The organism is Paenibacillus solisilvae (assembly GCF_042656405.1).
GTDB classification, from domain to species: Bacteria; Bacillota; Bacilli; order Paenibacillales; family Paenibacillaceae; genus Paenibacillus_Z; species Paenibacillus_Z solisilvae.
The window spans coordinates 48,843-69,030 of sequence record NZ_JBHSOW010000016.1; the positions used below are offsets into that span (position 1 = coordinate 48,843).

Annotated in this window: 16 protein-coding genes; all 16 read left to right on the forward strand. The window is 50.7% G+C overall.

Annotated elements, in window-relative coordinates:
- The first annotated feature begins 121 nt into the window (after window positions 1–121).
- The 16 genes from ACFPYJ_RS04560 to glnA all read left to right on the forward strand — a co-directional run bounded on the left by ACFPYJ_RS04560 (window position 122) and on the right by glnA (window position 20,087).
- Window positions 122–679, forward strand: a complete 558-nt coding sequence (locus tag ACFPYJ_RS04560; protein ID WP_379186867.1) for an outer spore coat protein CotE — start codon at window positions 122–124, stop codon at window positions 677–679.
- Between the two features lie 162 nt (window positions 680–841).
- Window positions 842–2,278 carry a putative amidoligase domain-containing protein gene (locus ACFPYJ_RS04565; protein ID WP_379186868.1) on the forward strand — a complete coding sequence of 479 codons (1,437 nt, stop codon included), beginning with the start codon at window positions 842–844 and terminating at the stop codon, window positions 2,276–2,278.
- Between the two features lie 86 nt (window positions 2,279–2,364).
- Window positions 2,365–5,118, forward strand: a complete 2,754-nt coding sequence (mutS, locus tag ACFPYJ_RS04570; RefSeq protein ID WP_379186869.1) for a DNA mismatch repair protein MutS — start codon at window positions 2,365–2,367, stop codon at window positions 5,116–5,118.
- A 41-nt stretch (window positions 5,119–5,159) separates the two neighbouring features.
- Window positions 5,160–7,271 (forward strand): DNA mismatch repair endonuclease MutL, encoded by a 2,112-nt coding sequence (gene mutL, locus ACFPYJ_RS04575; RefSeq protein WP_379186870.1) that lies wholly within the window; start codon window positions 5,160–5,162, stop codon window positions 7,269–7,271.
- Complete coding sequence (locus ACFPYJ_RS04580; RefSeq protein ID WP_379186871.1) at window positions 7,268–8,038, forward strand: class I SAM-dependent methyltransferase; 771 nt, start codon at window positions 7,268–7,270, stop codon at window positions 8,036–8,038. Before mutL ends, ACFPYJ_RS04580 begins: the two co-directional genes overlap by 4 nt.
- Window positions 8,039–8,052: 14 nt before the next feature.
- The gene (gene miaA, locus ACFPYJ_RS04585) at window positions 8,053–9,027 is read left to right on the forward strand and encodes a tRNA (adenosine(37)-N6)-dimethylallyltransferase MiaA (protein WP_379187007.1); all 975 of its coding nucleotides are present in this window, start codon (window positions 8,053–8,055) and stop codon (window positions 9,025–9,027) included.
- An 18-nt stretch (window positions 9,028–9,045) separates the two neighbouring features.
- Window positions 9,046–9,285 carry an RNA chaperone Hfq gene (gene hfq, locus ACFPYJ_RS04590; RefSeq protein WP_379186872.1) on the forward strand — a complete coding sequence of 80 codons (240 nt, stop codon included), beginning with the start codon at window positions 9,046–9,048 and terminating at the stop codon, window positions 9,283–9,285.
- Window positions 9,286–9,490: 205 nt separating this feature from the next.
- A complete protein-coding gene (locus tag ACFPYJ_RS04595; protein WP_379186873.1) occupies window positions 9,491–12,106 on the forward strand; it encodes a PBP1A family penicillin-binding protein in 2,616 nt (871 codons plus the stop codon).
- An 80-nt stretch (window positions 12,107–12,186) separates the two neighbouring features.
- Complete coding sequence (locus ACFPYJ_RS04600; protein WP_379186874.1) at window positions 12,187–12,867, forward strand: peptidylprolyl isomerase; 681 nt, start codon at window positions 12,187–12,189, stop codon at window positions 12,865–12,867.
- Between the two features lie 310 nt (window positions 12,868–13,177).
- Window positions 13,178–13,735: a ribonuclease FAU-1 family protein gene (locus ACFPYJ_RS04605; RefSeq protein WP_379186875.1), complete on the forward strand. Its 558-nt coding sequence runs from the start codon at window positions 13,178–13,180 to the stop codon at window positions 13,733–13,735.
- Window positions 13,732–14,436, forward strand: a complete 705-nt coding sequence (locus tag ACFPYJ_RS04610; protein ID WP_379186876.1) for a YdcF family protein — start codon at window positions 13,732–13,734, stop codon at window positions 14,434–14,436. Before ACFPYJ_RS04605 ends, ACFPYJ_RS04610 begins: the two co-directional genes overlap by 4 nt.
- A 158-nt stretch (window positions 14,437–14,594) precedes the next feature.
- Complete coding sequence (locus tag ACFPYJ_RS04615; RefSeq protein ID WP_379186877.1) at window positions 14,595–15,575, forward strand: AAA family ATPase; 981 nt, start codon at window positions 14,595–14,597, stop codon at window positions 15,573–15,575.
- Window positions 15,576–15,623: 48 nt separating this feature from the next.
- Window positions 15,624–16,916: a GTPase HflX gene (hflX, locus tag ACFPYJ_RS04620; protein ID WP_379186878.1), complete on the forward strand. Its 1,293-nt coding sequence runs from the start codon at window positions 15,624–15,626 to the stop codon at window positions 16,914–16,916.
- Between the two features lie 84 nt (window positions 16,917–17,000).
- Window positions 17,001–18,236 carry a methionine gamma-lyase family protein gene (locus ACFPYJ_RS04625; RefSeq protein WP_379187008.1) on the forward strand — a complete coding sequence of 412 codons (1,236 nt, stop codon included), beginning with the start codon at window positions 17,001–17,003 and terminating at the stop codon, window positions 18,234–18,236.
- A 62-nt stretch (window positions 18,237–18,298) separates the two neighbouring features.
- Window positions 18,299–18,709, forward strand: a complete 411-nt coding sequence (locus ACFPYJ_RS04630; RefSeq protein ID WP_379186879.1) for a MerR family transcriptional regulator — start codon at window positions 18,299–18,301, stop codon at window positions 18,707–18,709.
- Between the two features lie 49 nt (window positions 18,710–18,758).
- Window positions 18,759–20,087: a type I glutamate--ammonia ligase gene (gene glnA, locus ACFPYJ_RS04635; protein ID WP_379186880.1), complete on the forward strand. Its 1,329-nt coding sequence runs from the start codon at window positions 18,759–18,761 to the stop codon at window positions 20,085–20,087.
- Window positions 20,088–20,188: the final 101 nt, after the last annotated feature.

Genomic DNA, 20,188 nt, shown 5'->3' on the forward strand with positions numbered 1-20,188 from the left:
CTGCAGAGCGAATTACAAGAATAAGCCTATAAAATTTGTACATGTCAAAAAGAAATAGTCACCCTAGACGAATGTCCTGCATACACTTTAAATGAATGATTGTATGGAGGAGGTTAAAGCGATGGCTTATGCAGATAAACAGCTTAAGGCTAGAGAAATTATTACCAAAGCTGTCTGCGGCAAAGGTCGTAAGTTTTCTACAGTAACTCACAACGTTACGCCGCCTCATCATCCCACTAGCATATTGGGCGCATGGATTATTAATCATCAATATGAGGCGGTCCGTTCCGGCGATGGGATCGAGGTTATCGGTACTTACGATATCAACATCTGGTATTCTTACAACAAGAATTCCCAGACCGATGTAGCGAAAGAAACGTTGTCTTACGTCGAGCATGTGCCGCTTTCCTATCTCGATCCGAAGCATCGGGCTTCGACGGAGGAAGTTTCGGCTGATTCGACGCAGGAACCAAACTGTGTGGAGGCAAACATTTCGGCAAGCGGCTCAGGCGTTGTTATTCGTGTTGAGCGTGAGTTTGCAGTCGAATTGATTGCTGAAACAAAGGTATGGGTTGCCACGCTGCCGGGCGGGCATGAAGACTTTGACAAAGGTATCGAATACGGCGATGATGGCGACTTTGAAGATTTGGATCCAGATCTTCTCGACGACGAGCTGTAATTTCGAGGGTTACAGCGGAATACTCTATCGTATGCGGGCAAGAGCAAGGATTCGAGGGCGTGAGCCCTCTTTTTTTTGGAAAAATATAAGGTTTGGGCTGTAAGAATCAGGCTGCGAAAGCGGGCTTTAGGTAAGAGCAGCGATCGATCGGAGGTTAAGAAGATGGCCGGTAAGGTTTGGTACTGGAGCAGGAAGCGCCGCGAGGCTTCAGCATTCAGTCTCCAAGCGTGGCGGGACGGTGTGCCGGCTGCCTCGGATGCTGTTATCGTAATCGACGATTGTCCTCTTCCGCCAGCATGGCGGGCAGCCGGGGAGCCGTTCGTATTAAACGCGGAAGCCTCTGCTTTCGCACAATTGAAACCTGCTGAAATGAAACGCCGGTTAGCTCGATCCGGCGTGAGGATAGAGGATACAGCAGGAAGCGCTGGAAGCCGGAATTTTGCAGTTTCGGTCTTTCATCTGCAGCCAATTGAAGTTCAACGGGTTATGCCGGCAGCAGCGAGTCATTCATTCAGCCGCAGCGGTGCTTCCGCAGCATGGGCGGCCGAGGGGGCAGCCGAAAGCCGCCAGCAGCTTGATCCGGCAGATCCTTTATATATTCGTTTGACCCGGCTGGCCTTGAAGGCTCTGCATGCCCTCGGGTTGGAGCTGGCCGTTGTCAGCATCCATACAGAGGGCAGCGGCAGATGCACAGTCAAAGCTGTTGAATTGCCGGAAATCGCTGCGCTTGGCGGAACCGTCTGGGATAAGGCGATCCAGAAGTTTGCAGCAGATTGGCAAACCGGACAATTCGCTCTTCCAGGCAGGGAGAACAAAGACAAAGAACAGCTGATAGGGGCAGATCCGGAATTTCTGCTCCTGTCCAAGCAGGGGAAGGTTGTATCGGCGGCCCGGTATTTGGAAGGCGGGCATGGAACAGGATGTGATGCTGTTGTTGTCGGAGGTAGAGTGATGTATCCGGTGGCTGAGCTGAGGCCGGCTCCAGCATCTACGCCTGTGCGGCTTGCGCATCATATCCATCAGCTGCTCCTGCAAGCGAATATGCGGATTTCAGATCAGACGCTTCGATGGGCTGCTGGCGGAATGCCGGCTCCCGGCTTTGCGCTTGGCGGTCACATCCACCTCAGCGGTGTCAAGTTGACAAGCCGCCTGCTTCATCAGCTTGACAGCTATCTGGCACTGCCTCTGGCTATGATAGAGTCAGCAAATGAACAATTACGCAGACCGCGTTTTGGATCGCTCGGCGATTTTAGATTTCAGCCCCATGGCGGATTTGAATATCGCACGCTTCCCAGCTGGCTCGTTTCACCGCTTGCTGCGAAGGGTGCTTTTGCGCTCATGCTGCTATGTGCGCGTGAGACGGATCAGCTGCTTTATCTGCCATCCCGCGAAGAGCGGATAATCGATGCTTATTATTCGGGGGATCGGATACAGCTGCGCGGATGTTTAGAACCATTAATAGCTGCGATGAAAGCGACCCGTTCCTATGAAGAGTTATCCCGGTGGATTGAACCTCTTATGAATGCGGCTCTTCAAGGCCGGATCTGGGATACGCAAGCAGATATCCGTTTGAAATGGCGCATCCCCGCCAAGGAATAACTGGAGCGCTCCACCGGGGGCGCTTTTCTGTTATAATAAAACTCTGATGTTTGATTCTTATGTTACATACTTACAGGAGGGGCGGCATGGCTGCATATACCCCGATGATCCTGCAATACCTCGCAATTAAAGAGGATGCAAAGGACGCGTTTTTATTTTTCCGGCTTGGTGATTTCTATGAAATGTTTTTCGATGACGCTATTCTCGCATCTCGTGAGCTTGGTATAACGTTAACAGGAAGAGAAGGCGGAGCGGAGGAACGTATTCCGATGTGCGGGATCCCCTATCACGCTGCAGAGGGATACATCGCCCGTTTAATTGAGAAAGGCTACAAGGTTGCTATCTGTGAACAGGTCGAGGATCCATCAGCTGCCAAAGGTGTTGTAAGACGTGAGATCGTCCGCGTCGTTACGCCAGGTACAGTCATGGAATCCAAATCGATCGCTGAGAAAGCGAATAATTTCATTGTTTCAATTGCTCATACTAACGACAGCTTCGGCGTGGCAGCCTGTGATTTAACGACGGGTGAGCTCTATGTGACTTCATTTGCTGCAGCACTGGACATGCTGACGGATGAGGTGAACGTGTATCATCCTTCCGAAATCGTCGGTGACAACGGACCCTTGGAGCAGCTGCGGGCAGCGGCCTCCGGCTGGAATCGTCCGGTTCTGTTTACTTCCCGTGAAGTCATGGAAGCAGCCAGGCTCGCAGAACAATTTAATGAGGTGAATCTCCCTGAGCTTCCTCCTGCGCGGTACCGGGCAGTCAGTTTGCTGACGGGATATCTGGATGATACGCAGAAGCGTTCGCTTGGCCATATTCGCCGGATTCATGAGTATGAACCGAATCAGTTTATGATTCTGGATCCATTCACACGCCGTAATTTGGAGCTTGTCGAAACGGTTCGCGACCGAAATAAGAAGGGCTCCCTGCTCTGGCTGCTTGATCGTACACGCACCTCAATGGGGGCTAGATTGCTTCGCCGGTGGATCGACAAGCCGCTTCTTAATAAAGCCGTTATCAATGAACGGCTGGAAGCGGTGGACAAGCTGTACCGCAGCTTCATGCTCCGTGATGAGCTTCGCCGCGAGCTGAGCGAAATCTATGACCTTGAGCGGCTGGTCGGACGTGTCGCATTCGGAAGTGCGAACGGACGCGATCTGAATGCCCTGAAATCTTCACTGCAGCATGTGCCTGCCCTTACCTCGTTGTGCGCGGCTTCGGATTCGGCAACACTACGCAAGCTGGTTGATGGAATCGACGGCTGCGGGGACTTGGCGGCTATCATAGAAACGGTTGTCGTTGATGATCCGCCGGTCTCGGTGCGCGAGGGTTCTCTTATTCGGGCGGGCTACGACAGCTATCTGGACGAGCTTCGGGAGGCGAGCGTGAACGGCAAGAAGTGGCTTGCCGATCTGGAACGCCAGGAACGAGAGGCAACCGGAATCAAGTCGCTGAAGATCGGGTACAACAAAGTATTTGGTTATTATCTGGAAGTGTCCAAAGCGAATATCTCAATGCTGCCGGAGGGGCGCTACGAGCGTAAGCAGACGCTTACGAACGCAGAACGCTACGTGACACCGGAGCTTAAAGAGAAAGAGCGGCTGATCCTTGAAGCTGAAGATAAAATGGTCGATCTGGAATACGCCAAATTCATCGAGCTGCGCGATCACTTAGCAGTCCATCTGCATCGTCTGCAGAAACTGGCCGAGATGCTTGCCGCTTTAGATGTGTTTCAATCAATGGCGACCGTCAGTGCCGATCAGCGCTTCGTTAAGCCCGAAGTTACCGAAGGCTTTGATTTAATTGTTGAAGACGGCCGTCATCCCGTCGTTGAAGCCGTTATGGAGGGTACGCCATTCATCGCGAACAGCACGTCCCTGCGCGGCGGCGGCGGCGGTTCATCCATGCTGCTTATTACCGGTCCTAACATGGCGGGTAAAAGCACCTACATGCGTCAAGTAGCGCTCGTTTGCATCATGGCCCAAATCGGCTGCTTCGTCCCTGCGAAGCGTGCTGAGGTTCCGCTCATCGACCGGATCTTTACCCGGATCGGAGCAGCGGATGACCTTATCGGCGGGCAGAGCACATTCATGGTCGAGATGAAGGACATCCAGACGATGACAGAGAAGGCAACCGCTCAAAGCTTGGTTATTATCGACGAGCTTGGACGCGGGACTTCGACTGGCGAAGGCATGGCGATTGCACAAGCGGTCATTGAATATGTTCATCATGTTGTAGGCAGCAAAGCGCTGGTCTCGACGCATTTCCATGAGCTGGCGCATTTGGAAGATACGCTTCCTTCACTCGCGAATGCTTGTATGGCTGTTCAAGAAACCGGTGATAACGTGACCTTCCTGCGCAAGCTGGTACCGGGAGCGGCCAGCAGCAGCTACGGCATTTATTGCGCGCAGCTCGCCGGTCTTCCAAGCAGCATCATATCCCGCGCCTATACGCTGCTGGAAACACATGTGAACGAGCAAGACGGGCTGCAGCGTTCAGCGCAGCCTCTTGCGATCGAGGATAAGAAAGAGCTGGTTGCTGCTTCTGTGCGCGAGGCAGCCTCTGCCTACGAACAAGCTGCCCCAGTGAAAGAAACCGTCATCGCGCCCGCCGTCACGGCTGAGGCTGATTCGAGCCGTTCGGCAGCTGCGGCGGAGGTTGTTCAGCTGTCTATTTTCTCCGAGCCTGTGCTGGAACAGACCAAGGTGCGCAAAGCAAGTCCGAAAGCCGAGCAGCTTGCGGACCAGCTTAAACGGCTGGATCTCTTTAATATGACGCCGATGCAGGCCATGCAATGGCTGAATGAAATGAAGCTTAAGCTTACGGAAGATAAATAAGTGTCAGCAAGTACGAATAATTGAGGAAGGAGGCGGCATAAATGGGCAAAATTCATGTATTGGACGAGCAGCTTGCCAATCAGATTGCTGCGGGAGAAGTGGTTGAACGGCCATCCTCGGTCGTCAAAGAGCTTGTGGAAAATGCCATTGATGCGGGAAGCTCGACGATTGATATCGTCATCGAAGAAGGAGGTCTCACTTTAGTGCGTGTAACCGATAACGGTTCAGGCATTGACGGTGATGACATCGAGACGGCATTCTTCCGACATGCAACAAGTAAAATCTCATCCGGCAAGGACTTGTTCCGTATTGCCAGCCTTGGCTTCCGGGGCGAAGCGCTTCCGAGTATTGCGGCGGTAGCCCGTGTGGAATGTATATCCTCTCCGGAGGCGACAGGACTTGGCCGCAGACTTGTTATTGAGGGCGGCAGTATTCGTGTGAACGAAGAGACCAGTGCGCCTCAAGGGACGGATATATCGGTACGTGAATTATTTTATAATACGCCTGCACGGCTTAAATACATGAAGACGATTCAGACGGAGATCGGTCATATTGCGGATTATGTGAATCGTCTGGCGCTTGCACATCCAGGAATTGCTTTCACGCTTAAGCATAATGGCGGCCAGCTGCTTCGCACGCTTGGAACCGGTGACCGTCTCCAGACGTTTGCTGCGATATATGGAACGACAGCTGCCAAATCGATGCTTCCGATTGAAGGGGAGCAAGCGGATTATGATCTTCGGGGATACATCTCTAAACCGGAACAAACAAGAGCTAACCGCAATGGGATCACGCTTGTGGTCAACGGCCGCTATATCCGGAGCTTCGTGATAAACCAAGCCATTATGCAAGCGTATCACACGCTGCTTCCCATAAATCGGTATCCGATGATCGTGCTGGAGATCGGTATGCATCCCAGCCTGCTGGATGTGAACGTGCATCCATCCAAGATGGAGGTAAGGTTCAGCAAAGAAGCAGAGCTTCGTCAATTTATCGAGGAAACAGTAAGTGCAGCGCTCGGCAAGCAGCGGCATATACCGGGTCCCGCACCGGCTGAGCGTTCTAAGCCCGTTTTCATTCAGGAAAATATCTCTTTTCATCAGCCCGAGCCATCCTTCCGTTCGATCGTGGACGATTCGGGGCGGCGAGTTGAGAGCAAGGAGAGTCAAACGTCATCCGGCGGCAGTCAAGCAGGCGGCAGCGGGCAAAACGACCGTTGGCCTTGGTCTGCAGCATCACGGTCGACGGGCAGCGGCATTGGAAATTATTCCAATCAAGCGGATCATTCCGCCGGATACTCTGTACGAAGCAGAAATGTACTTCCGGACTGGCAGAGCGCGCGTTCCGTCATCCCTAAGGATGCCGCCGAACGGCTGTATGCACCGCCGTCTGCTGAATTGCCTAATCAGCGGATGGCGGATCAGGTTATGCGTGAAACCGCAGCAGGTGCGGTGTTTGAAGCAGATACCGTTCATTCTGTGCATGAAAAGGACCCTTCACCAGAGCAGGTTCATCTCCCGCCTGGCAGCAGCCTTATATCGAGCACCGGAATACCTGCGGCTCCATCTTTTCCCGAGCTGTACTGGATCGGTCAGCTTCATGGAACGTATATCGTCGCCCAGAACGAAGAAGGCTTATTCTTAATCGATCAGCATGCGGCGCATGAGCGTATTCATTATGAATATTACTTCGATAAGTTTAGCCGTCCGCAGCAGGCGAGCCAGCAGCTGCTCGTGCCGATGACACTGGAATACACATCTACAGAGGCGGCAGCGCTGAAGGATCGGTTAGACTTCATGCTGGAGGCGGGAGTTGAGCTGGAGCCATTCGGCAGTCATACCTTCCTCGTAAGGTCTTATCCGGAGTGGCTGCCTCAAGGGGATGAGCAGTCGGTTATTGAAGAGATGATCGAATGGCTGCTGAATGAACGCGGATCCATTGATATCGGCAAGCTTCGGGAGAAGTCGGCTATTATGTGCTCCTGTAAAGCGTCTATTAAGGCCAACGACCGGTTGACCCGGGAAGAAGGGGAAGGCCTGCTGCATCGGTTAGGGGCGTGCAATCAGCCTTATACCTGCCCGCATGGCAGACCGATCGTTGTCCATATGTCTACTTACCAGCTGGAAAAAATGTTTAAACGGGTGATGTCATGATTGTTACTACACCGCATAAGCCCTCGGAAGAGCTGGTCGCTTACGCACACCGTATCAGTGAGGAGCTCGGCGGGCGTTTCGTCCCGAGGAAGCAGGATTCGCTGACCTTATTAAGGCAGCGGTACAATGATAACCGGCTGCTTGTTGCAGACGACCTGGGACTGCGTTATTATGAGGATTCGGACACTCCGCTGTATTTTCACCCCAGCATGGCGTATGTACGAGTGAAACGACTTCGCAAAGGGGAGCGTGACCCGTTGATTGATGTTTCGGGATGCGTTCCAGGCGATTCAATTGTCGATTGTACAGCTGGATTAGGTTCAGATTCTATCGTATTCTCATATGCGGCAGGTGCGGGTGGACAGGTCACCGCTTTGGAGAGTGCGCAAGTGCTGTCCACTGTCATCCGGGAAGGCCTGCAGTCCTATCAAACCGGACATGAAGATGTCAATGAAGCTCTCCGTCGTATTGAGGTCATATGCATGGACCACAAGAGTTGGTTAGAAAAGCAGCCGGACAAGAGTGTTGATATTGTGTATTTCGACCCGATGTTCAGGCAGCCGCTTCACGACTCTTCATCCATCCAGCCCCTTAGGGCTCTTGCAAACCGCGCAGCCCTGGATGAGGACTCGGTTCAACATGCGATACGCGTGGCCCGCAAATCCGTCGTGCTCAAGGAGCACCGGGATAGCGGCGAATTTGTTCGCCTGGGCTTTGAGCGCAAGCACGCTAACAAAATTGCTTATGGAGTGATCACATCGTCATGAGCAACTCTGACAACATGAATACAATGGATAAACCGAAACTGCTCGTTCTGATCGGACCGACTGCAGTGGGTAAAACCAGACTGAGTCTGGATATTGCCAAGGCCTGGAATGCTGAAATCATCTCCGGCGATTCTATTCAGGTCTACCGGGGCATGGACATCGGGACCGCCAAAATCAAGCCTGAGGAGCAGGAAGGGATCCCGCATCATCTGATAGATATTTGTGACCCTGTTCACCCGTTCTCGGCTGCAGAATTTCAGGAACGATGCGCCGTTCTGATTCCGGACATTACAGCCCGTGGCAGGCTTCCTTTCATTGTTGGCGGTACGGGCCTCTATGTGGAGTCTGTTGCATACGGTTATGATTTTGCCGATGTAGGCTCGGATGAGTCTTTTCGAGAGATGCAGGTTACATACGCGCTCGAACATGGCGCAGAAGCTTTGCTGGAGAAGCTGCGGGTTGTCGACCCTGACTCTGCCGGGCGGCTTCATGTCAACGATCAACGAAGAATCATACGTGCATTAGAAATTTATCATCTGACTGGAACTACCTTATCCCAGCAGCTCGCAAGGCAGAATAAGACGTCGCCTTTTGAACTCTGTATCATTGGCCTGACGATGGACCGAGCCGTTCTTTACACACGCATTAATGAACGCGTGGATGCCATGATTGAGGAAGGGCTTGTTGATGAGGTGAGAGGGCTGTTAGAGCGCGGCGTTCCTGTGGATGCGGTATCCATGCATGGGCTTGGCTACAAGGAGATCGTACTTTATTTGCAGGGTCATCTCTCGCTCGAAGAAGCGGTTGAATTGCTAAAACGGGACACCCGCAGATTTGCCAAGCGGCAGCTGTCATGGTTCAGACACATGAAAGATATTCATTGGATCGACAGTTCTGAAAATTTTCACAAGAATTTGCAAACGATTCATGGTATAATAGCAGGAAAGTTTAGGATGAACATTGAATATACTTCTAACCAATCTTTTTGACGATGGGGGTAACGGCTAATGAACAAATCAATCAACATTCAGGATACTTTTCTCAACCAATTGCGCAAAGACAACGTCCCGGTTACGGTATATTTAACCAATGGATTTCAAATTCGCGGCGTTATTAAAGCGTTTGACAACTTTACCATCGTTATTGACAGTGAAGGCCGTCAACAAATGGTGTACAAGCATGCAATTTCGACCTTTACCCCGCAGCGCAATGTATCGTTAGTACAGGTGCAAGACAACGAAGCTTAGGCACCCAAACGGCACGTTTTGAAACTTTTTCTCGACGTGAACCGTTTAATTGGATAGCGGCACGACAGAGCAACCCTTGCGACGTGCGGGGTTGTTCTTTTCGTTTAGGCTTAGAATGTTTCTGCTATGCCGTTGCCGTGTACATTTATAGGGTATAAATAGAGACGAGAGCTATAACTCGTTAAAGCTGGAGGGGAACCTTGCTATGACCGAAGGACCACGCACCAAGAAGAAGGTAGAAAAGAAGACAGAGAAGAAGAAAGGCAAACGCAAATTTTCCGGACGCAAGCTGCTTGTCTGGCTGTTCTTTACAGGGGCGGTCGCCGTCGTTTGCGGGATCATCGGCTATTTGTTAATTATTTTGAACGGTGAACGAATTCTGACGGAGAATCAGGATAAATTCATTCTGCCCGAAGCTTCAACGATCTACGATTCTAATCATAATGAGGTTATGAAGCTGTCCCAATCCGGAGGCAACCGGGAAAATGTAGAGTTCAATGAAATTCCGAAGCTGGTCAGAGACGCCGTAATTGCGACAGAGGATAAGCGGTTCGAAGAACATTCCGGGATCGATCTATGGTCAATCGGAAGGGCATTAGTACGGGACGTTATATCCAGAAGCGCTGCGGAGGGCGGCTCTACGATTACTCAGCAGCTTGCAAAGAACTTGTTCCTGACCCAAGATAAAACATTCTTCCGTAAAGCAACGGAAGCTTCGATAGCTGTTGCTCTTGAGCATAAGAGGACGAAAGACGAAATATTGACGATGTACTTGAATCGGATTTATTACGGCAAAGGCGTCTACGGAATCAAAGCGGCAGCGGATTATTATTTTGATAAACCGTTAAAAGACTTAAAAATCTGGGAAATTGCTACGCTTACGGGAATACCGAAGGCGCCAAGCACGTATAACCCGATAAGAAATCCGGAGAAGTCGACGGAACGCCGCAATGTGGTGCTCCAGTTGATGTTTGATCAAGGGTATATTACACAGGCTGAACTAGCGGAAGCCAAGACTCATACGTATACTCCAACCGAGCATGCCGTTACAAGTGATACGTATCCGGCATTCATTGATTATCTGGTCGATGAGGCTGAAGATAAAACAGGCCTTACTGAGGAACAGCTCCGGGTAGGCGGATACAAAATCTTTACCACTTTAAACACGAATGCACAGTCGATTATGGAAAAAGAATTTGCCGATGACGATAATTTCGAGAAAAGCGTCGATGATCAGAAGGTTCAAGGCGCTATGATTATTATTGATCACCGGGATGGAACGATCCAAGGTCTTGTCGGAGGCCGGGACTATGAGAAAAAAGGAACAAACCGTGTCCTGATTCCCCGTCAGCCTGGATCTGGCTTCAAGCCCGTTACAGTCTATGGTCCGGCAATCGATACCGGCGATTATTTCCCGTGGTCCATCGTGCAGGATGTCAAGAAATGCTATGGCGACTACTGTCCGAGCGATTCCAATGCGAACAAATACATTGGTCCGATTACGATTCGCCAATCAATTAAGGAATCCCGAAACGCCTCAGCGGTATGGCTCTTGAATGAAATCGGCGTCAAAACCGGACTGAATTTCGCTGAGAAGCTAGGCTTTCAGCTCGATGACAAGAAGGACCGGAACTTGGCGATTGGTCTGGGCGGATTGACAACAGGGGTAACACCGCTGCAGATGGCCACCGCATACAGCGCTTTTGCAAATGACGGCAAATCGGTAGATCCGCACGCTCTTCTGGAAATTAAGGACAGTAATGATCAGCCGATCTATCAATACAGTCCACCGGATGCGGAACAGATCATGAAACCGGAGACGTCGTACTATATGACGGACATCATGCAGGGCGTCGTTGAGAAGGGCGGAACAGGAACACGAGCGCGTATCGATCGCCCTGTTGCCGGTAAAACAGGAACGACGCAGCACGGTCTTCCCAACTATACATCCAGCTATAACCGTGATGCTTGGTTCTCAGGCTATACAGCGGAATGGACAGCAGTGGTCTGGATGGGTTACGACAGAACCGACAAGAACCATCTATTGAAGAAAAGCAGTTCGCAGTCCGCGGCGATGTTCGGTAAAGTGATGGAAGCCGCTATGAAAGACGTTCCGAAATCCAGCTTCCATAAACCGGCTAAGGTAGAGGAAGAGAAGCCGCCGGCAGGCATCGCGAATTTCAATGCGATTTATGACCCGCAGAATGTAAGGGTCAAATTAGTCTGGACAGCTGCGGAAGGCAGCGGTCTTACGTACCGTGTTTACCGGAAAGAAGCGAGTGAAGCTGAGTTTACGCGTCTCCTGGATTCACTTGATACGACCGGAGTCGACGATATGAGCGTTGCCCCAGGCATGACCTATACGTATTACGTCACGCCTTATGATGCAAGCAAGGACATTGAAGGCAAACCGTCCGGGCAGGTAACTGTTGAAATTCCGGCTGAAGAACTGACGCCGGTTGATCCCGAAATTCCAGGTAACGGTGAAACGCCGGGCAACGGTCAAACGCCGGGTGACGGTACCGACATACCGGGTAATGGAGGAGAGACGCCAGGCGATGGCAATCAGAACCCGGGAAATGGCGGCGAAACACCAGGTAATGGCAGCGGTCAAGAGCCAGGAAACGGCAACGATGGGCAAACGCCTGGTAATGGCGGGGGCAATGGAGGAGAGACGCCAGGCAATAACGGGCAGCCGCCTGGTAATGGAAACGGGAAAGATAAACCGGGAACTACACCGCCGGATGGCGGTGATCCCGTGAATCCGGACGGACTATTACCCAATCCGCCAGTTGACCAAGGGACTGCGGGTGGCACTTAGGCTTACGAATTAAAATTAGAGCCGGATGCAGGAAGCTGCAAGACTATTAACCACTAACCATTAAGGGGCAGACAATAACCATGAAGCAAATGATTGTACTAGCAGCCGTTCTCCTGCTCGTTCTAACGGGCTGCGGCAATAAACCGAACAATGAAACTCCAGCCGCAGGTACTGATAATACAGCGTCAAACAGCGGCACAACTGCTGGCGGCAATAACGCTGCCGATGCAAAATCTTGGTCTGAGCCGCCGAAGATGACGATTGACAAGAACAAAACGTATCTGGCTCATTTCAAGACAGACAAGGGAGAATTCACAGCTGAGCTCTTCGCCAAAGATGCGCCAATCACCGTGAATAACTTTGTTTTCCTGGCGAATCAGAAGTTCTTTGATGGTATCAAGTTTCATCGCGTAATCAGTGACTTCATGATCCAAACCGGGGATCCGCTCGGCAATGGAACGGGCGGCCCTGGATATAATATTCCAGATGAGCTGGACAACGGGCATAAGTACGAGGTAGGCACATTGGCCATGGCGAACACCGGGCAGCCTAGCAGCGGCGGAAGCCAGTTCTTCATCTGTACGGGGCCGACTGCAGCAAATCTGGATCAGCAGCCCAGCTATTCAATCTTCGGTAAAATCGCCGAAGGTATGGATGTTGTAACCGCAATTGCGAATACTCCGGTTGAGGAGAGCAACGGTGAGTTGAGCAAGCCGATCGATGATGTATTGATTAGCTCCGTAACCATTGAAGAGAAATAAATCATTGACACTAGGAGGGCGCTTAGGCGGCTCTCCTTTTTTACACCTGCAGGGCAAGAACTATAGTTCTCCCAGCGTACTCAGCCAGGCATGAGGAAGAAGGTTCTTGCATTAACTTTAATGATGGGGTCAGCAGGTGGCTGTCAAGCTTTTTTAGCTTGTTCGCTGCTTTAACCTACGGAATAGCTTGGTTTATTTTCCATGGCTGCTGGAGATGAAGGTTAAGTTGTGGTAAGCTTTTTTTAAATCTATAGGAAATTGTAGATCCTGCAACAGCCAGAAAGCGATCCTAATGGAAAGGTCGTTCTGTATGAAACGTAAATTTTCTGACCGAGCCAATTGGCGCCGCATCCTGCGAAGAAGCTATACATGCCTTGCAATGGACGGAGACGAGTTTAAAGGATTGGTTACTTTTTATCGGATCCACGAATTGCGCGAGCCGCTTTGGAAAGAATACAATGGGCGTAAATTATGTCTTGCTGATCGCGGTTACCTGTGGATGCAGCACTTTCCGCGCGGTGAGCATTTTGTTGTTACGACGATGTTTGACGATAAGAACAAGGTTGTTCAATGGTACATTGATATTTGCAAAACACAAGGGCTTACCGATCAGCAGGTTCCATGGTTCGATGATTTATATTTGGATGTTGTTGTGCTTCCAAGCGGAGAGGTGTTTCTGCTGGATGAGGATGAGCTTGAGGAAGCGGTTCGCGACGGCGCTGTCACCTCCAAGGATGCTGCACTTGCGCGTAAGACGGCGGGACGTCTTTTATCATCCATTCGCAATGGAAGGTTTCGCTACTTCACAATGAGCCTGAAACACCGCAAGGCGCTGGCACCTCAGAGCGGGGAGCTTAGCGAATCATGAAATCAGCGGTGAAGCCGGCAGCCGCCAAGTCTGCCGTAAAACCGGTACGGCATAAGAAACGCTCCCGAAAGCGATTCCGCCCGGTTGTCCTGCTGCTGCGCATAGCAGCTTGGACTGCGGCAGTTGGCGTGTTCTGGTGTGCTTATTTGTTATGGGTCATTAACAGTTATGAGGTTCCGAAGCCTATACCGAAGGCCGATGCCGCAATTGTGCTTGGCGCTTCCTTATGGAGCGATGAGCCAAGCCCTGGATTGCGTGAACGGCTTGAATACGCATTTAATTTGTACAAGCATGGCAATGTGCAGCATCTGATCCTTACCGGAGGCCTCGATCATAACGGGTCCACACTAACGGAAGCCGAAGGCATGCGCAATTATTTGGTTGAAAAAGGGATTCCCAAAGAGCGTCTCGTGCTTGAGAATGATGCGCGAAGTACATATGAGAACCTGCTGTTCAGCAAGCCTATTGCCAAGAAGAACGGCTGGGATAAGCTGATTATCGTAACGAACGACTATCATTCTCCAAGATCGGCGGAGATTGCGGACTATTTGGGCTATACGAATACTGCGGTGCTCGGATTTAAGTCTCAAGTGCTGTCTACGGCGCGCAATCAATCCAGAGAAGTATTAGCGTTTACGAAGTGGAAGATGGATTCCTTGCTGCTGCGGATCGGTCTGCAGATGCCGGATACGCCGTTCTAATCATCGAATCACCTTGTCATCCTTTGAAAACTGTTAATATGGCTGGTATCGCTAGAATACAATGGATCATGCGGCGTATAAGACGAGGATGATCCAGCATTCGGGCAAAGTCATATACCGCCCCCATTACCGGTTGCGAAGGATAGGTGATCAAGCAGATGAATGAGCGAGTCGTATCTTCAAGTACAGCCGGCAGCGCCAGACCGTCGCGGCAAATCAATGTCGTCCTGCGCAGTCAAGAGTCTTTCACAGGCGCAGCTGCCGCACAAACCGTAGAAGCTGAACCTGTTTCACAGGTTAAACCTTTAGTCAGCAATGACCCCTACTTGGAAATTCAACGAGAGCTCGATCCCATGGTCGGCCTCGATAACGTTAAGCTGCTGATCTATGAGATTTTCGCACTGCTCCAAATCAGCCGTATGCGTACGGATGCTGGATTATCCGGCGGTTCGCATGTCTATCATATGATTTTTAAAGGAAACCCCGGCACAGGCAAGACGACCATTGCGAGGATCGTAGCAAAGCTGTTTAATAAGATGGGCGTTTTGTCTAAAGGCCATCTTATAGAAGTGGAGCGGGCAGACCTTGTAGGTGAGTATATCGGCCATACCGCACAGAAAACACGTGATTTGGTGCGGAAAGCTCTGGGCGGCGTGTTGTTTGTGGACGAAGCGTACAGCTTGGCGCGGGGTGGGGAGAAGGATTTCGGCAAGGAAGCCATTGATACCTTGGTGAAATCAATGGAAGATTACCGCAATCAGTTTGTGCTCATCCTCGCTGGTTATCCGCTGGAAATTGAACATTTTATGATGACCAATCCCGGATTGCCTTCGCGTTTTCCGATCCAGATTGATTTTCCCGATTACTCTGTGGATCAGCTTATCCAAATTGCAGAATTGATGGCGAAAGATCGGGATTATACGTTGATGCCGCAGTCGATCTTCAAGCTTCGCCAGCATCTGATGCAGGAGAAGACGGCCTCGTTCTATGCGTTCAGCAATGCGAGATACGTGCGCAATGTGATTGAGAAGGCCTTCCGTCATCAAGCGGTACGATTGCTTAATCATTACCCCAGCACCTCCCCTGGCAAGCAGGAGCTTATGGCAGTCCGCCCGGAAGATTTGAAGTGGGACAAATAACAGTCAATTTAATAAACGGATATACCCAAAAAGGAGCCCGCCTCATCGATGAGACAAACAACCTATGACACCGAGCAGGATATATTAGATCGTGCCGTGCTGGTGAGCCTCGTAACGCAGGATATCAAACGAGGTTCCAGCGACCCGGAGCATTCCCTTGAAGAGCTCGTAAGTTTAGCTGAGACGGCAGGTGTAGAAGTGCTCTCGACAATGGTTCAAAATAAAGAAGCGCGTGATACGAAGTGGTTTATTGGAAAAGGAAAAGTGGAAGAATTAAAAGCGATGGCTGATGAGCTTGGTGCTACGACGGCGATTTTCGATCAAGAGCTTTCAGGCGCTCAGGTGCGGAACCTTGAAGAAGCGCTGGATCTGAAAATCATTGATCGGACGCAGCTAATCTTAGAGATCTTCGCACAGCGTGCGAAGACGAGAGAAGGGATCATTCAAGTCGAGCTGGCCCAGCTGAGCTATTTGCTGCCTCGATTATCGGGGCACGGCAAGAACTTATCCCGTCTGGGCGGCGGAATTGGAACGCGCGGTCCAGGGGAATCCAAGCTGGAGACTGACCGCCGTCATATCCGTGATCGGATCTCCGATCTCAAGAATGTGCTGGAGGAAGTCGTACGCCATCGTACGCTCCACCGTGAACGCAGACGCAAATCAGGCGTGCCTCAGGTTGCTTTGGTCGGATATACGAATGCCGGCAAGTCGACTCTTCTTCGAGAGCTTACCCAAGCAGATGTGTACGTGGAGAACCAGCTGTTTGCCACGCTTGATCCGACTTCCAGAAATTTGGAGCTGCCAAGCGGCAAGGAAGTCGTGCTAACGGATACCGTAGGCTTCATTCAGAATTTGCCTCATGATCTGATTGCCGCGTTCCGGGCAACGCTGGAGGAGGTTCTAGAGGCCGATCTGGTTCTGCATGTGATTGACAGCTCGTCCCCTATGCGGGAAGAACAAATTGCAGTTGTTGAGAACATTCTTCAGGAGCTTGGCGCAGCAGGGAAGCCCACCCTTCGGATATACAACAAAATTGATCTTTGCCAGGATGACGGTTCAGAACTTCTGCCGGCAAACCGTGAAGATGCGCTAGTTATGAGTGCGTACCGTGCAGAGGATTTACTGCGTCTTCGTCAGATCATTCAAGATCGGATGACAGGGGATACACGTACATTTGTTCTGCCGGCAGAGCGGGGCGATCTCATTGCCCTTGCTTACCGAACAGGGGATGTCATTGCTCAGGATGTAGACGGAGATCATATGCGCCTCACCGTTCAGCTCAATAAACAGGATTATGAAGTGCATGGCTACAAGCTGGAAAGCTATGTCGAGCAAGTGTAACAAGACGTGGAATTGTGAGGAGAGACAACGGTTGTGATACAGCATGAGAATGAGACTTGGAAAAAGCTTTTAGATTGGGCGGATGTGGCGGAAGAACAGGTTAACGCCATGTTCCGCTCATTGGACAAAATCGCCGAACGTAATCATTGGAAAGTCATCCAGGCTTTTCAACGTCATCGTGTAAGCGATTTTCATTTTAACGGTTCTACCGGTTATGGATATAATGATCGCGGACGTGAAGTTCTCGATCTTGTGTATGCCGACATTATGGGTGCCGAGGCCGCTCTTGTTAGACCGCATTTCGTGTCAGGCACGCATACGATCGGCTGTGCCTTGTTTGGTCTGCTGCGACCTGGCGATGAGCTGCTTTACATTACGGGCAGGCCTTATGACACGCTTCATAAGGTGATTGGGAAGCCCGGAGATGGGACAGGCTCTCTGCAGGATTTCGGCATCACCTACACGGAGGTTCCGCTCAATGAGAGCGGCTCTGTCGACTGGGACGCCGTTCAGTCTAAGATGAACGAGCGAACTAAGGTTATCGGCATTCAGCGTTCACGGGGCTATGACTGGCGTTCTTCTTTTACCGTAGCCGAGATTGGCGAGATGGTTAAGCGGGTAAAAGCATGGAAGCCGGATGTAACTGTTTTTGTCGACAATTGCTATGGGGAGTTCACTGAGGAGCTTGAGCCTACGCAGGTTGGCGTCGATTTGATGGCAGGATCTCTTATCAAAAATCCGGGAGGGGGTCTTGCTCCTACCGGGGGATATGTTGCGGGAACGAAACATGCAGTAGAACTGACATCCTATCGGCTGACAGCCCCTGGGATCGGCGGTGAGGTAGGAGCTACACTCGGGACACTACGCTCAATGTTCCAAGGGTTATTTTTAGCCCCGCATCTAGTCGGACAAGCACTCAAAGGAAGCGTCTTCGCCGCAGCGATCTTCGAGAGACTCGGGTTTGAATCTAATCCGCCTTGGAATGCTCCCCGTACGGATCTGATCCAGGCGGTAAAGTTTAAGGAAAGCGACCAGCTGATCGCTTTTGTCCAAGGCATTCAGAAAGCAGCGGCGGTGGATTCCCATGTTGTGCCTGAGCCGTGGGACATGCCCGGTTATGAGCATCCGGTAATCATGGCTGCTGGAACGTTCATGCAGGGAGGCAGCTTGGAGCTGTCTGCAGATGCACCGATAAGGGAACCTTATATCGCTTATATGCAAGGCGGGCTCACCTATTCGCATGTCAAATACGGTGTTCTGAACGCTTTAAAAGTGCTTGCCGAGCGACAGTTAATTGTGATTAAACCTTACACAACTTGACATGTTTTTGGCAGAAGGGTACAATAAACACATAAATTCAGATACTGGAAGGTTGATGCGACATGGGTGACGAAATACGCAGAAATATGGCGCTTTTTCCGATCGGCATCGTCATGAAATTGACCGACTTAACAGCACGCCAAATCCGTTACTACGAGCAGCATGAATTGATTGTTCCGGCTCGTACGTCCGGGAACCAGCGGCTGTTCTCGTTCAATGATGTGGAGAGGCTGCTTGAGATCAAATCGCTGATCGAAAAAGGCGTTAACATTGCCGGCATTAAGCAAGTAATGTATCCGGTTTCGAAAGAGTCCGAGGATGCGACAGTTGTAAGTGAACTCTCCGAAGTTAAGCGTCGCGAGCTCTCTGACGCGCAGCTTCATCGTTTGCTGAAGCAGCAGCTGCTGGAGAAGAGACCTGGCAAAGCATCAATGATTCAAGGTCAGCTATCCCGTTTCTATAACAAAAAGTAACAGTCATTTTGTTTCTACACAGCAATTAACTTTCAAAGGAGATGATATCGTGAGTTTCACTAAAGACGACATCCGACGTATTGCCAAAGAAGAAAATGTAAGATTTATTCGCTTGCAGTTTACTGACTTGCTGGGAACTATTAAGAACGTGGAAATTCCGGTAAGCCAACTGGAGAAAGCGCTCGATAATAAAATGATGTTCGACGGATCTTCAATTGAAGGTTATGTTCGTATTGAGGAATCCGATATGTATTTATACCCGGATCTGGAAACGTGGGTTGTATTCCCATGGGTTGCGCAGGATCGCGTCGCTCGTTTGATCTGCGATATCTACATGCCGGACGGAACACCTTTTGCAGGTGACCCGCGCGGAATTCTGAAGCGTGCTTTGGTTGAAGCCGAAGAGCTTGGATTCTCAGCGATGAATGTCGGACCGGAGCCTGAGTTCTTCTTGTTCAAGACGGATGATAAAGGCGAACCAACGACTGAGCTTAACGACCAGGGTGGTTATTTCGATCTTGCGCCTATGGACCTTGGTGAGAACTGCCGCCGCGAAATTGTTTTGACTCTTGAGGAAATGGGCTTTGAAATCGAAGCTTCTCACCATGAGGTTGCTCCCGGTCAGCATGAAATTGATTTTAAATATGCGGATGCCATTAAAGCAGCCGATCAGATTCAAACATTCAAGCTAGTCGTTAAAACGGTTGCCCGCCAACACGGACTGCATGCTTCCTTTATGCCTAAACCGTTGTTTGGTGTAAACGGATCCGGTATGCACTGCCACCAATCCTTGTTTCGCGGCAACGTGAATGCTTTCTACGATGAGAGTGACAAGCTTGGCCTAAGCCAAATCGCTCGGTATTACATGGCTGGTATCCTGCGTAATGCCCGTGCATTCTCAGCGATCACAAACCCGACGGTTAACTCTTACAAACGTCTTGTACCAGGCTATGAAGCGCCTGTGTATGTGGCGTGGTCCGCTAGCAACCGCAGCCCAATGGTTCGCGTACCAGCATCCCGCGGCCTGAGCACGCGTATTGAAGTTCGGAGCCCGGATCCAGCAGCGAATCCATATCTTGCACTTGCAGTTATGCTCAAAGCAGGTTTGGATGGCATTAAGAACAAAACACCGCTGCCGGCACCAACAGACCGCAACATCTACGTTATGACGGACGAAGAACGTATTGAAGAGGGCATTCCAACCTTACCGGATGATCTGAAGGAAGCATTGCTGGAGCTGCTTCGCAATGAAGTCATCTGTGATGCACTTGGCGATCATGCGCTAGCACATTTCTATGAGCTCAAAGAAATTGAGTGGGATATGTACCGCACGCAGGTTCATCAGTGGGAACGCGATCAATACTTATCTTTGTACTAAGCCGCTTATAGGAAAACTGCCAGGTAGCCTCGGAAGGGAGGAGCCTGGCAGTTTTTTGTTTGTTTGAGGCTTCTCGCCCCGTGCGATAGGCCGTTGTACGA